General features: G+C 71.2%; 14 protein-coding genes. 7 read left to right on the top strand and 7 right to left on the bottom strand.

Going from position 1 to position 12,941, the window contains the following annotated elements:
- The first annotated feature begins 128 nt into the window (after positions 1–128).
- On the top strand, positions 129–860 hold the full coding sequence (locus OG707_RS21615) for a DsbA family protein (RefSeq protein WP_329120738.1): 732 nt from the start codon (positions 129–131) through the stop codon (positions 858–860).
- On the opposite strand, the gene OG707_RS21620 is transcribed toward OG707_RS21615, so the two are convergent.
- The gene (locus OG707_RS21620; protein WP_329120740.1) at positions 826–1,539 is read right to left on the bottom strand and encodes a rhomboid-like protein; all 714 of its coding nucleotides are present in this window, start codon (positions 1,537–1,539) and stop codon (positions 826–828) included. The two genes, OG707_RS21615 and OG707_RS21620, sit on opposite strands and share 35 nt — an antisense overlap.
- Between OG707_RS21620 and OG707_RS21625 the strand changes: the two genes are divergently transcribed.
- Together OG707_RS21625 and OG707_RS21630 are read left to right on the top strand one after the other, a co-directional pair.
- A complete protein-coding gene (locus OG707_RS21625; protein WP_443071363.1) occupies positions 1,538–2,401 on the top strand; it encodes an aminoglycoside phosphotransferase family protein in 864 nt (287 codons plus the stop codon). The two genes, OG707_RS21620 and OG707_RS21625, sit on opposite strands and share 2 nt — an antisense overlap.
- A gap of 9 nt (positions 2,402–2,410) precedes the next feature.
- Positions 2,411–2,881, top strand: a complete 471-nt coding sequence (locus OG707_RS21630; RefSeq protein ID WP_329120742.1) for a GNAT family N-acetyltransferase — start codon at positions 2,411–2,413, stop codon at positions 2,879–2,881.
- A 14-nt stretch (positions 2,882–2,895) separates the two neighbouring features.
- Here the strand turns inward: OG707_RS21630 and OG707_RS21635 are convergent, their stop codons facing one another.
- From OG707_RS21635 to OG707_RS21645, 3 genes are all read right to left on the bottom strand, one after another.
- Positions 2,896–3,423 (bottom strand): VOC family protein, encoded by a 528-nt coding sequence (locus tag OG707_RS21635; RefSeq protein ID WP_329120743.1) that lies wholly within the window; start codon positions 3,421–3,423, stop codon positions 2,896–2,898.
- 78 nt (positions 3,424–3,501) lie between these two features.
- Entirely contained in the window at positions 3,502–4,503 is a 1,002-nt protein-coding gene (locus tag OG707_RS21640; protein WP_329120745.1) for a zinc-binding dehydrogenase, read from the bottom strand.
- 5 nt (positions 4,504–4,508) lie between these two features.
- The gene (locus OG707_RS21645; protein WP_329120747.1) at positions 4,509–5,669 is read right to left on the bottom strand and encodes an FAD-dependent oxidoreductase; all 1,161 of its coding nucleotides are present in this window, start codon (positions 5,667–5,669) and stop codon (positions 4,509–4,511) included.
- Between the two features lie 104 nt (positions 5,670–5,773).
- Between OG707_RS21645 and OG707_RS21650 the strand changes: the two genes are divergently transcribed.
- The 3 genes from OG707_RS21650 to OG707_RS21660 all read left to right on the top strand — a co-directional run bounded on the left by OG707_RS21650 (position 5,774) and on the right by OG707_RS21660 (position 9,592).
- Positions 5,774–6,439, top strand: a complete 666-nt coding sequence (locus tag OG707_RS21650; RefSeq protein WP_329120749.1) for a pentapeptide repeat-containing protein — start codon at positions 5,774–5,776, stop codon at positions 6,437–6,439.
- Positions 6,439–7,098 carry a TetR/AcrR family transcriptional regulator gene (locus OG707_RS21655; protein WP_329127906.1) on the top strand — a complete coding sequence of 220 codons (660 nt, stop codon included), beginning with the start codon at positions 6,439–6,441 and terminating at the stop codon, positions 7,096–7,098. The genes OG707_RS21650 and OG707_RS21655 overlap by 1 nt, the downstream gene beginning before the upstream one ends.
- A gap of 421 nt (positions 7,099–7,519) precedes the next feature.
- Complete coding sequence (locus OG707_RS21660; protein WP_329120751.1) at positions 7,520–9,592, top strand: discoidin domain-containing protein; 2,073 nt, start codon at positions 7,520–7,522, stop codon at positions 9,590–9,592.
- A gap of 88 nt (positions 9,593–9,680) precedes the next feature.
- On the opposite strand, the gene OG707_RS21665 is transcribed toward OG707_RS21660, so the two are convergent.
- The 3 genes from OG707_RS21665 to OG707_RS21675 are packed head-to-tail and all read right to left on the bottom strand — an operon-like array spanning position 9,681 to position 11,993.
- The gene (locus OG707_RS21665) at positions 9,681–10,178 is read right to left on the bottom strand and encodes a hypothetical protein (protein ID WP_329120753.1); all 498 of its coding nucleotides are present in this window, start codon (positions 10,176–10,178) and stop codon (positions 9,681–9,683) included.
- 34 nt (positions 10,179–10,212) lie between these two features.
- Positions 10,213–10,857 (bottom strand): response regulator transcription factor, encoded by a 645-nt coding sequence (locus OG707_RS21670; RefSeq protein WP_329120755.1) that lies wholly within the window; start codon positions 10,855–10,857, stop codon positions 10,213–10,215.
- Positions 10,854–11,993, bottom strand: a complete 1,140-nt coding sequence (locus tag OG707_RS21675; protein ID WP_329127907.1) for a sensor histidine kinase — start codon at positions 11,991–11,993, stop codon at positions 10,854–10,856. Before OG707_RS21675 ends, OG707_RS21670 begins: the two co-directional genes overlap by 4 nt.
- Before the next feature lie 298 nt (positions 11,994–12,291).
- On the opposite strand from OG707_RS21675, the gene OG707_RS21680 reads away from it, so the two are divergent.
- The gene (locus OG707_RS21680) at positions 12,292–12,846 is read left to right on the top strand and encodes a GlcG/HbpS family heme-binding protein (protein ID WP_329120757.1); all 555 of its coding nucleotides are present in this window, start codon (positions 12,292–12,294) and stop codon (positions 12,844–12,846) included.
- Positions 12,847–12,941: the final 95 nt, after the last annotated feature.

Raw genomic sequence — 12,941 nt, forward strand, 5'->3', positions numbered from 1 at the left:
GCGCAGAGTACCGAGCCCGGGGGAGAAGGGGACGTAGGGCCCGGGGAATCGGGTCCTTTGCGGTGAGGTGGGCGGTGGGTGCGGACCTAGCGTCGGGAGAAGGTCTCCGTCGCTGGAAGGGTTGTCCCATGGCTGTACGCCGTCACACCGGCCGCATCGTCGCGGCGCTGGCCGCCGTCTCGCTCGTCGGCGCCGCCGCCGTCGGCTGCTCGTCCTCGTCGGACGGCGGGGCGGGGTCCGACGCCGCCGTGAGCGCCTTCGCCGTGAAGTCCCCGACCGGCGCGGCCACGCTCGCCACGCTGCCCGCCGCCGTCACCGGCTCGAAGATCGTCGTCGGCGACGCGGACGCACCGCACACCGCCACCGTGTACGTGGACCCGCGCTGCCCGTACTGCCAGAAGTTCGAGGAGGGCGGCGGCGTCGCCCTCGCGCAGGCCGCCGCCGAGGGGCAGGTCAAGGTCGAGTACCAGATCGCCTCCTTCCTCGACGCACGGCTCGGCGGCAGCGGCTCGGCCAAGGCGGCCAACGCGCTGCGCGCCTCCGCCGAGGAGGGCAAGGGGAAGTTCGCCCAGTTCCAGGCGGCGCTCTTCGCCAGCCAGCCGGGCGAGGAGACGGACGGCTTCACCGACGCCAACCTGCTGAAGATCGCCGACTCGGTCCCCGGGCTGCGTACGGCCGCATTCGACAAGGCCGTACGGGACAACACCTACGCCGGCTTCGTCGCGCAGTCGCAGAAGGACTTCGCGGCGAAGGCGAGCGGCACGCCGACCGTCGTCGTCGACGGGAAGACGGTCAAGGACGAGGCGATGTACGAGACCGCCGCTTTCACCGCGTATCTGAAGGCTGCCGGTCTCGGCTGAACAGCGACATCGGGTTCCAGGCGGGACCGCGGCCGCGCGTGATCGGGTAGCAGGCCAGGCCGATCAGCACCGAGGTGAAGTGGCCGAGGTCGGTGAAGGTCCTGCCGGTGATCACCGGGGCGCCGTAGATGACGAGGACGCCGATGAGATAGACGTAGCGCCAGGGTGTGGCGATCCGGTACGTGAGGACGGCGACGACCCCGGCGAGCGCGTAACTCACGCCCACATCAAGGGTGTTGACCATCGACTCCGAAGCGTGCCCGTGGTGGATCGCCCAGAGCAGGGCGCCCTCGCTGATGTAGCTGGCGAGGATGTGCGCGGCGGCGAGGACGGCGATCCAGCGCCAGGTGCCCAGCCAGCGCTCGGCCTGCGCGTGGAAGATCGTGTAGAGGACCGCGTACGGCAGCCAGCTGGAGCCGTCGATCCACATCGCGCTCTGGAAGAGGACCCGGAAGGGGTGGTGCGTGAGGTTGTGGATGTTGGTGGAGCGCTTGCCGAGGAACTCGTCCAGGAACTCCGGGGACATGTGGCGCATGGCGACGGTCGTGACGAACAGGACCGCCAGCCAGATGTAGGTCCCGGGGGCGCTGCGGATGTACGACCAGACGGCGTGCAGGGCACGGGCGGCGACGGTGCCCGCGTGGTGTCGGCTGCCGGGGTCGCTCACTGGGTGGCTCATGGGCCGATTGACGCATGTGGCTAGGATCCGGCGCGTGAGCGACATTCCGGATGGGCTGATGGAGCGCGGCAAGGACTTCCTGGGGCGGTGGGGCCTGCGGCAGGAGGGCCCGCCGATGCGGGGGCGGGTGTCGGTGGTGCTGCCCGTGGTGCGGGAGGCCGACGGGGTGCGGGCCGCGCTGAAGGTGCAGGACGTCGACGACGAGACCGTGGGGGAGCCGCTTGCGCTTCGGACGTGGGGCGGCGACGCGGTGGTGCGGCTCCTCGACGAGGACCCGGAGACCGGGACGATGCTCCTCGAACGGCTCGACGAGGGACGCCCGCTGGCGTCCGTACCGGATGTGCTGGAGGCGACACAGGTCGTCGCGGAGCTGCTGGTGCGGATCAACGCGGTGGCGGCGCCGACCGGGATGCGCAGGCTCGCGGACATCGCGGAGGCCATGCTGGAGTCCGTACCGCAGGCGGCCGACTCCCTTGCGGACGGCGGCGAGCGGCGGCTGCTGAAGGACTGCGCGGCGGCGCTGCGCGAGGTTCGAGGCGAGCCGGGAGACCGGCTCCTGCACTGGGACCTGCACTTCGACAACGTGCTGGGCGCGGAGCGCGAACCGTGGCTCGTCATCGACCCGAAGCCCCTCGCCGGCGACCCGTGCTTCGAGCTGATGCCCGCGCTGTGGAACAGGTTCGACGAGGGCCGGGTGAAGGAGCGCTTCGACCTGATGACGGAGGTCATGGGCGTGGACCGGGAGCGGGCGCGGGGGTGGACGCTCGGTCGCGTACTGCAGAACTCGCTGTGGGCCGTGGAGGGTGGCAGCGGGCGTCTGCCTGCTGAAATGGCGGAGATCGCCCGGCTGCTGCTGGCTTAGTCTGCGCCCATGATTCGCAATGCCACACCCGCCGATGTCCCCGTCATCCACACCATGGTCCGCGAGCTCGCGGAGTACGAGAAGGCCCTCCACGAGGCGCAGGCCACCGAGGAGCAGCTGCACGAGGCGCTCTTCGGGGAGCGCCCGGCCGCGTACGCGTTCATCGCGGAGACCGAGGAGGGCGAGCCCGCCGGATTCGCCCTGTGGTTCCTCAACTTCTCGACGTGGCGCGGGGTGCACGGCATCTACCTGGAGGACCTGTACGTACGCCCCGAGTTGCGCGGCGGCGGCTACGGCAAGGCGCTGCTGACGGAGCTGGCGCGCACCTGCGTGGCGCGCGGCTACCAGCGCCTGGAGTGGTCGGTCCTCAACTGGAACGAGCCTTCGATCCGCTTCTACGAGGCTCTGGGCGCGCGCCCGCAGGACGAGTGGACGGTGTACCGCCTCACGGACGCGGCGCTGGCGGAGCTGGGGAGCTGATCTCGGCAGGGCGGTCAGAGGCCGGCCGGGCGCTGTGGGGTGCTGGCCACCCCCGTCTCCCGGCCGCCGAGCTCGGCGTCCAGGGTCTCCTGGGCCATGCGCATGGCGTCGGCGTACTTCGGCTCGGCCATGCGCTGCCAGGCCACGTCCGGTGCGACGTCCTCGACGCGGCTCATCACCCACCAGATGTTGCCGAACGGGTCGCGTACGCGGCCGCCGCGATCGCCCCAGGCGCTGTCGGCGGACTCGGTGACCACCTGGGCGCCGTGCGCGACGGCGGCGGCCATGGCGGCGTCCGCGTCCGGTACGTAGACGCGCAGCAGGGAGGGCATGGCCGGCCAGTCGGGGCGTCGGTCGAAGGCGAGGACGACCGTGTCGCCGACGCGGATCTCGCCGTGGCCGATGGTGCCGTCCTCGACCTGCACGCGGGCGATCTCCTCGCCGCCGAAGGCGACGGTGATGAAGTCGAGCAGTGCGCCGGTGTCGTCGGTGACGACCCACGGCGCGACGCTGGTGTAGCCCTCGGGTGCGGTCTTGGTCATGGCTGTCGTCCCCTCGTGTCGGTGGTTCGTGACGCGACGACAGTAGGACGCGACTAGGCCGGTTTCGGTCCTAGTTTGCTAGGGCACCAGGACCACCTTGCCCATCGTGCCCCGGCTCTCCAGGGCGCGGTGTGCCTCGGCTGCCCAGGAGAGCGGGAAGACCTGAACTGCCGGTCGCAGGCGCCCCGTTGACGCCGCTTCGAGTGCGCGGGTCTCCAGGGAGCGGATGCCGCCGGGGCCCGCCGCCTTGAGCATCGCCGGGCCGAGGACGCTCTGTGAGGTGATCCCGCGTTCGGCGAGTTCGGCCTCCGTGAACGTGAGCGGGGAGCCGTTGTGGAGGCCCTCGCCCGACCAGCCGAAGACCAGGTGCTTTCCGCCCTTGCCGAGGAGGTCGACGGCGGCGCGTGCGGTGGTGCCGCCCACGGAGTCGAAGACGACGGTGGCGGTGCGGCCGTCGAGGTAAGTGCGCACCAGAGACGGCCAGTTGGGGTCGGTGTAGTCGACGGCGAGGTCGGCGCCGTTCTCCTGGGTGCGGGCCACCTTCGCCGGGCCGCCGGCGAGGCCGATGACGGTGGCGCCGCGGTTCTTCGCGTACTGGACCAGGAGCGTGCCGATGCCGCCCGCCGCCGCCGGGACGATCGCTACGGAGTCGCGGTCGAGGTCGGCGAACTGCAGGATGCCCAGCGTGGTGCGGCCCGTACCGATCATGGCGACTGCCTCGGCGTCGCCCAACTGGGCGGGGATCTCGTGGAGTTGGGTGGCAGCGGTGACGGCGAGTTCGGCGTAGCCGCCGGGGTTCATGCCGAGGTGCGCCACGACCCGCTTGCCCAGCCAGCTCGCGTCGGTGCCCTCGCCGAGCGCGTCGACCACCCCGGCGACCTCGCGGCCCGGGACGGTGGGGAGCTCGGGCAGGGCCGGATAGGGGCCGGGGATGCCCTCGCGGAGTGCGGTGTCGAGGAGGTGGACGCCGGAGGCCGCGACCTTGATCCGGACCTGGCCGGGGGCCGGGACCGGATCCTCGACGGTCTCGTACGTGAGGTTCTCCGCCGGGCCGAATGCGTGCAGTCGTATCGCTCTCATGCCTGTCAGCGTGCTACCTCAAGCCTGCTTGAGGTCAAGGCCAGGGTGACGGCCTCTATCGCACTGTTGAAGGAGACCTCGGAGAGGACACCGGGGGCGGCGACCTGGTCTCCGGCCAGATAGATGCCGCCGCCGCGGGAGATCGCGGGCCGGTCGCGCCAGGTGGTGCCGGGGAGGTCGACGGCGCCGGTGCGGTTGGCGGCGACGGAAGCGCGCCGCCAGACCGTGCGCTCGCGCCACTGGGGGAAGCCGGTGTCGAGGAGGCGCTCGGCGCGGGCCACCCCGTCGGCCTTGGACTCGTGCGGGGCGATGGGGAACTGGCCCTGAATCAGCTGCTGTCCGGGCGGGGCGAGGGTCGGGTCCTGGGCGGTGAAGCGTTCGATCCAGCCGGGGGAGTCGAGGTCGGAGACCGCGAACGGGTCGCCGGGGCGGGTGGTGAGCGCGAGGTCGACGAGGGCGGTGCGGCCGCCGGTCCAGGTGAGGGTCTCGTCGCGGAGGAGACTGCGGGCGGCGTCGAGGGAGGTGGCGACGACCAACGGGTCGCCGGTGGCGGGGAGTTCGGTGACGCGGGTGCTGGTCTCGATCCGTACGCCCAGATCCCAGGCGTACCCCGCCATCCGCTCGATCAGCGCGCCCCAGCCGCCGCGCGGGTAGTGCGCCTCGGGCGGGAGCGAGGAGGCGCGGCGGAATCGCTCCTGGACGAACGCGGCGGAGAGGGAGCCCGGATCGTGGTGGAAGAGGGCGACGGCGGCGTAATGGGCGGCGGCACGGGCGCCCGCCGGGCCGACCAGACCGGTGGCCCAGGAGAGGAAGCCCTGGTCGACGGGGGCGAGTTCGGCACGGTGCCGGCCGAGCCTGAGGAGGGCGAGCGGCGGGGTGCGGTGGAGGGCGCCGCGGTGGTGGAAGCGCATCCGCAGGAGCTCGCGCGGGGGAATGGGTGCCAGGGGCTGGAGGAGCCCGCGCTGCTTGAGCCAGGTCCAGTGCGGGCCGCCGCTGTAGAGGGCGTGCGGGCCCTCGTTGGTCTTGTACGCCCCCTCGGCGGTCCTGGCCCTGCCGCCGAGGGTGTGATGGGCCTCGTGGAGGGTGACCCGGGCACCGGCCTCGGCGGCGGTGATCGCCGCGGTGAGCCCGGCGAAGCCGCCGCCGACGACAGTGATGCGGTCCATGATCCGACTCCTTCTCGTTGCGTACAGAAAGGAGACGGAACAGGGGTGCCGGAATGTGACATGCGGAAGGGGCCATTGTCAGTGGCGTGGTCCAGCATGGACACATGGCACGCAAGCAGACTCCCGTGATCAGACGCCCCGAGGTGCGACTTCCCCCGCTGAGCCCGTACAGCGGCAGGGGACTGGAACCGGACGGGGACTACGACGGCCTGGAGTTCCGCGGCCTGGACTTCACGGGCCAGGACGGGGCGGGGGCCCGCTTCATGGACTGCGCGCTGACGGAGTGCGCGCTGGACGAGACGGGTCTGGTGCGGGCGCGCTTCATCGACACCGTACTGACGGGCATAAGAGGTGTGGGCACGTCACTGACGGAGGCGTCGCTGCGGGACGTGGAGGTCGTGGACGCGCGGCTGGGCGGGGTGCAGATGCACGGGGCCGTGCTGGAGCGGGTGGTGGTGCGGGGCGGGAAGATCGACTACCTGAACCTGCGCGGGGCGAGGCTGAAGGACGTCACGTTCGAGGGTGTGGTGCTGGCGGAGCCGGACTTCGGCTCGGCGCAGCTGGACCGGGTGGAGTTCCACAACTGCGAGCTGCGCCGGGCCGACTTCTCGGGGGTACGGATGAAGGACGTGGACCTGCGGGGGGCGACGGTGCTGGACATCGCGAGGGGAGTGGAGCGCCTGGCGGGGGCGGTGATCAGCCCGTCCCAACTCCTGGACCTGGCCCCGGTGTTCGCGGCGCAGATCGGAGTGCGGGTGGAGGGCGCGTGATGACGGAAGCGGGCAGGTCGCAGCCGACGTCGACCGCGCGGGTACGCAGGCAGCCTCAGCAGGCGCGCAGCCGGGCCCGGGTCGAGGCGATCCTCGCCGCGGCCGACCGGATCCTGTCCCAGGAGGGGTACGAGGCGCTGACGATGCGGCGGATCGCCGAGCAGGCGGGAGCGCCGGTCGGCAGCATCTACCAGTTCTACCCGGACAAGAGCGCTGTCGTGGACGCGCTGGGCCGGCGCTATCTCGACGCCTTCAAGACCACCATCGACGAGCTCGTAGAGCGTGCTCTCGCGGGCGAACTGACCGACCCGGTCGCCGTGATGATCGACGTCTACGCCGAACTCTTCCGGTCCCAGACGGGCGGCGTGGCCCTGTGGGCCGGACGGCACCTCAGTCCTGAGCTCGCGCGGGCCGACGAGGCGAGCAACATGCTCGTCGCCGATGGTCTGCAGCGCATCGTGGAGCACCTGACCGGCGGGCCCGGTGGGCGCGAGGTGCAACGGGCGACGCGGATGGTGGTGTGGGCCGCCAACGCCGTACTGCACGAGGTGTTCAAGAGCGACGGCGAGCCGGATCTGGAGACCGTGGAGGAGCTCAAGCGGATGCTCGGCCCCTACTGGGAGGACCTGAGGGGCCGGCTGGTGGCCGCACGGGCGTGATCCGACCGGGGGCCGGGTGGCCGGATCCGACCCATAGAACATGAACAGTGGTTCATGTTATGTTGCGGCCCGCCTCGGACCCGCAACGAAGGCAGGCGCCAGTGACAACGAGCTCACGGCCGTCCCCGTCGGCGTCCTCTCCGACCGCGTCGGACGCCGCAAGGTCTTCGTCGTGCTGTGCTCGCTGGTCATGACCGCAGCGGCCCTGCTGCACACCTGGCCGTCCTCGCCGGCGGCCTCCTCGTCAGCCGCATCCGCAGCGTGGCTTGACAGACCCCCAACTGCCCCTCATCTCACGCAACTTCAGCCAAAGATGAGAAATTCTCATCTTTTTCGGCCCAGGTCGTTGACTCCGCCGACGGTGATCGCAATTCTGATGACTCGTCAGTAACTTGAGTGCTCATGTCAATCAAGGTGAGTGATGACCATGGCTCAACTCCCGCGACGCAAGCGCAGATTCCCGGCAGTGGTGTCGCTGCTCCTCGCCGTGCTGGCCCTGCTCCTCGCCCCGTTGCCCAGCTCCGCGGCGGAGTCCGACCCCGGCTGGTGGAACCCGACCGCACGGCCCACTCCCGACGCGCAGGTCAACGTCACGGGTGAGCCGTTCAAGGGCACCGACTCCCAGGGCCGCGTACGGGGCTTCGTCGACGCCCACGACCACATCATGGCCAACGAGGGCTTCGGCGGCCGGCTGATCTGCGGCAAGCCGTTCTCCGAGCAGGGCGTCGCCGACGCGCTCAAGGACTGTCCCGAGCACTACCCGGACGGGTCGCTCGCCATTTTCGACATGGTCACCAAGGGCGGCGACGGCAAGCACGACCCCGTCGGCTGGCCCACCTTCAAGGACTGGCCCGCCCATGACTCGCTGACCCACCAGCAGAACTACTACGCCAACATCGAGCGGGCCTGGCGCGGCGGCCAGCGTGTGCTCGTCAACGACCTGGTCACCAACGGGGTGATCTGCTCGGTCTACTTCTTCAAGGACCGCAGCTGCGACGAGATGACCGCGATCCGCCTCGAGGCGCAGAAGTCGTACGACATGCAGGCCTTCATCGACAAGATGTACGGCGGCCCCGGCAAGGGCTGGTTCCGCATCGTCACCAGCAGCGCACAGGCCCGCGCGGTGATCGAGCAGGGCAAGCTGGCCGTCGTCCTGGGGGTCGAGACCTCCGAGCCGTTCGGCTGCAAGCAGGTTCTGGACATCGCGCAGTGCAGCAAGGCGGACATCGACAAGGGCCTTGACGAGCTGCACCAGCTCGGCGTGAGCAGCATGTTCCTGTGCCACAAGTTCGACAACGCCCTGTGCGGAGTGCGCTACGACTCCGGCGCGCTCGGTACGGCCATCAACGTGGGCCAGTTCCTGTCGACCGGCACCTTCTGGAAGACGGAGGACTGCCGCGGCCCCGAGCACGACAACCCCATCGGCAATGCGGTGGCGGCGCAGGCGGAGAGCCAGCTGCCGAAGGGGGTCTCCGTCCCCACGTACGCCTCGGGCGCGCAGTGCAACACCCGCGGACTGACCAGTCTCGGTGAGTACGCGGTGCGCGGAATGATGAAGCGTCACATGATGCTGGAAGTCGACCACATGAGCGTCAAGGCCGCCGACCAGGCCTTCGAGGTCCTGGAGTCCGAGGCGTACCCGGGCGTCATCTCCTCGCACAGCTGGATGGACTCGGGATGGACCGAGCGGCTCTACAAGCTCGGCGGGTTCGCCGCCCAGTACATGAGCGTCGCCGGGCCGTTCAGCGCCGAGGCCAAGGCCAAGGAGGCGCTGCGCGAGAAGTACCAGGTCGGCTACGGCTACGGCACCGACATGAACGGTGTCGGCGGCTGGCCGGCCCCGCGGGGCGCGGACGCCCCGAACCCGGTGAAGTACCCCTTCCGCTCCACGGACGGCGGCTCGGTCATCGACAAGCAGGTCACCGGCGAGCGCACCTGGGACTTCAACACCGACGGCGCCGCTCACTACGGCATGGTCCCGGACTGGATCGAGGACATCCGCAACGTAGGCGGCCAGAAGGTCGTGGACGACCTCTTCGCAGGCGCCGAGTCCTACCTCCGCACCTGGGGGAACACCGAGAAGCACGAGTCGGGGAAGAACCTGGCCTCGGGTGCGGCCGCCTCGGCGTCCACGACCGAGTGGTGGAACCCGTTCGTCGGCTTCGCCCCTGCCAAGGCCGTGGACGGCGACAAGGACACCCGCTGGGCCAGCGAGTGGAAGGACGACCAGTGGCTGCAGGTCGACCTGGGCTCCACACAACCGGTCAAGCGGGTCACCGTCGACTGGGAGGCGGCGTACGCGAAGTCGTACCGCATCGAGCTGTCGCAGGACGGCAGGACCTGGCAGACGGCCTGGTCCACGACCGCCGGCGACGGCGGCCTGGACACCGCGTGGTTCGCCCGGACCCCGGCGCGCTACGTACGCATCCACGGCCTGGAGCGCGGCACCAAGTGGGGCCTCTCGCTCCGCGAGGTCGGCGTCCACAGCGACTGACGGCGCCGGCAGCGGCGCCCTGAACCGCGGCCGGCCGGATCGACGTTCCGATCCGGCCGGCCGCGTGACGTCCGCCGGGCGCCCGGCCTCAGAGGCGGGGGAACTTCGCCTGAAGGGTCCAGATGGCCGGGTTGTCGCCCAGGCCCTCGTGCATGTCCGACAGGTCCGCGATCAGGTCGTGCAGGAAGTCCCGCGCCTCCCGCCGCAGCAACCGGTGCCCGAACGTCAGCGCCGGCTCGCCCTCCGCCATCCAGTCCGCCTCGACATCCACCCATCCGAAGCGCCGCTCGAAGATCATCCGGTCCGTGGACTCCGTGAAGTCGATCTCCGAGTACTGCCGGTTCGCCGACCGGTTGCCGCGCGGGTCCCGGTCGATCTCCTCCACGATGTCGCACAGCGCCCACGCGAAGTCGAGCACGGGAACCCATCCCCAGGCTGTGGAAATCTCCCGGTCGGCCTTGGTGTCGGCGAGATACACGTCCCCGCAGAAGAGGTCGTGCCGCAGCGCCCGCACGTCCGCGCGGCGGTAGTCGGTCTGCGGGGGGTCGGGGAAGCGACGCGAGAGGGAGTAGCCGATGTCGAGCACGTCATCGATGGTGTCACGACAACACGGGCCGCCCTTACGGCAGCAGCCGCTGCTCCTTCGCGACCGCCACCGCCCCCGCCCGCGTATCCACAGCGAGCTTGTCGTAGATCCGCCCCAGATGCGTCTTGACCGTCGCCTCGCTGATGAACAGCGCCTTCGCGATCTCCCGGTTGCCGAGCCCGTGCGCGAGCTGCGCCAGGATGTCCCGCTCCCGGTCCGTCAGCGTCGGCCGCGGCTTGCGCATATTGGCCATGACCCGGCTGGCGACCGGCGCCGACAGCGTCGTACGGCCCTGCGCCGCCGCCTGGATCGCCGCGAACAGCTCCTCGGGCCGCTCCGCCTTCAGCAGATACCCCGTCGCCCCCGCCTCGATGGCCCGGGTGATGTCGGCATCGGTGTCGTACGTCGTCAGGACCAGTACATGCGGCACGGGCTCAGGACCCGAGACGAGCCGCCGCGTCGTCTCCACGCCGTCGATGCCGTCCCCCAGCTGCAGGTCCATCAGCACCACGTCCGGCGTGAGCTTCGCGGCCAGCGCGATGGCCTCCTCGCCCGTGCCCGCCTCGCCGACCACCTCTATGGCGTCGGCGCTGTCCAGGAGCGCGAGCAGTCCGGCCCGTACGACCACGTGGTCGTCGCACAGCAGGATGCGGACGGGCTGCCCGGGGGTGTGCGTCATGCGCGGGGCTCCAAGGGGATCGCTGCGGAAAGGACCGTGCCCTCACCGGGCGCCGACTCGATGGTCAGCGTCCCACCGAGCTGCCGCACCCGGGCCCGGATCGCCGGGACCCCGTGCCCGCGTACGCCGGACGGGGAGTCGGGCAGCGTCGCCGGGTCGAAGCCGCGGCCGTCGTCGGTGACGTCCAGGAGGGCCTGGTCGTCGAGGAGCGTCAGGGTGAGTGCCGCGCTGGTGGCGCCGGAGTGCTCCCGTACGTTGGCGAGCGCGCCCTGCGCGATGCGCAGCAGCGCCGACTGGACCCGGTCGGGCAGCCGCGGCGTACGCCCGCCGTCGTCGACGTGTACGCGGACGGCGAGACGGTCGCCGGACTCGCGGACGGCGACGGCGCGCAGCCCCGCCTCCAGGCCGTGGGCGAGGTCGGCGGGGGCCAGGTCGTGCACGAACCGGCGGGCCTCGGTGAGGTTGTGCTCGGCGACCGACTCGGCGGTACGGACATGGACGCGCGCCTTGCCCGGGTCCGACTCCCACACCCGCTCGGCCGCCTGCAGCAGCATCTGCTGGCTGGACAGCCCCTGCGCGAGGGTGTCGTGGATCTCCATCGACAGCCGCTGGCGCTCGGCCAGGGTCCCCTCCCGCCGCTCGGACGCGGCGAGCTCACGGCGCGTACGGATCAGATCGTCGATGAGGGTGCGCTGCCGCGCCGCCTGCCGCTCCATCGTGAGGAACACGGCGGCCGCGATCACGGCGACCGCCGGCGGCCCGAGCACCAGGTCCAGGTCGAAGCGGCCGGAGAGCCGCAGCTGCGCGGCGACGACCAGCACGCTCAGCAGCGCGACGAGGGTCAGGGCGGCGCGGGTCGGCAGGGTCCGCAGGCCGGTGTAGAAGAGGGGCACCGCGCACCAGGCGTAGCTCGGCGCGAGCACGACGAGCACCACCCACACGGCGACCACCACGGCCAGCCACACCCGCTGCCACGACGCGGGCCGCGCCCCCGGGTCGCGCACGATCCCGACGACGTACGCCACGGCCAGTACGGCGGTGAGCACGATGATCCACGGGGTGCGGGCGCCGCCGGGGTGGCGCAGCAGGAAGCGGGCCAGGGAGACGGCCAGCAGCAGGAAGAACGCGGCGTGCATGACGGCGGCGAGGCGCCGGGTGTCCGCGTCGTAGCTCTCGTCGACGCGTGTGCGCTCTGTCTCCGGCACAGTCCCGCACCTCCTCCCGCTCCGGCTCCGATCTGGGCAAACACTCCCATTGTCGGGACCTTCGGCGCCCCCGGGGTCAACCGATCGGATGACCCGGAGGTCGACCGCTCGGCAGCCCGTGAGCAGCCGGAACGTCGACGGGTGGGCACCGGTTCCGGGCCCAGGCTTGAGAGCAGAAGGAAACACCGACCCACCCGCAGCACCACCGCATCGCACCGAGGAGTCCCCCATGAAGAAGCTCACCCGCCGCTCGACCGTCATCACCAGCAGCGCCGTCCTCGCCGCTGTCGCCGCCGGCACCTTCGGTGCGGTCACCGCGAACGCCGAGGCCCCGGCCGCCGCCCCCGCCGCTGTCGCCGCCGACGCCAAGAACAAGAACACCACCGAGACCACGCACCTGACCCTGGACGCCGCGACCAAGGCCGCCCAGGCCGCGCTCGACGCCGCGAAGAAGGACAACCAGAAGGTCTCCGTCGCCGTCGTCGACCGCGACGGCCGCACCATCCTGACGCTGCGCGGCGACGGCGCGGGCCCGCAGGCGTACGAGGCCGCCGAGAAGAAGGCGTTCACCGCCGTCTCCTGGAACGCCCCGACCTCCGAGCTGGCCAAGCGCCTCGAGAACGCCCCGACGCTGAAGGACATCCCCGGCACCCTCTTCCTCGGCGGCGGCGCGCCCGTCACCGCCAAGGGCGCCCCGATCGCGGGCATCGGCGTCGCCGGTGCGCCCTCCGGCGACCAGGACGAGAAGTTCGCCCAGGCCGGTGTGGCCGAGCTCAACAAGTAGGGCCGCACCCTGACGTGACGGCGGCGCTGTTCTCAGCGCCCCGCACAGACCCCGGCGGCGCATGGTTCCCCCCGTACCGTGTGCCGCCGGTCCGC

Origin of the sequence: Streptomyces sp. NBC_01465 (genome assembly GCF_036227325.1) — a bacterium.
In the GTDB taxonomy this organism is placed as follows: domain Bacteria; phylum Actinomycetota; class Actinomycetes; order Streptomycetales; family Streptomycetaceae; genus Streptomyces.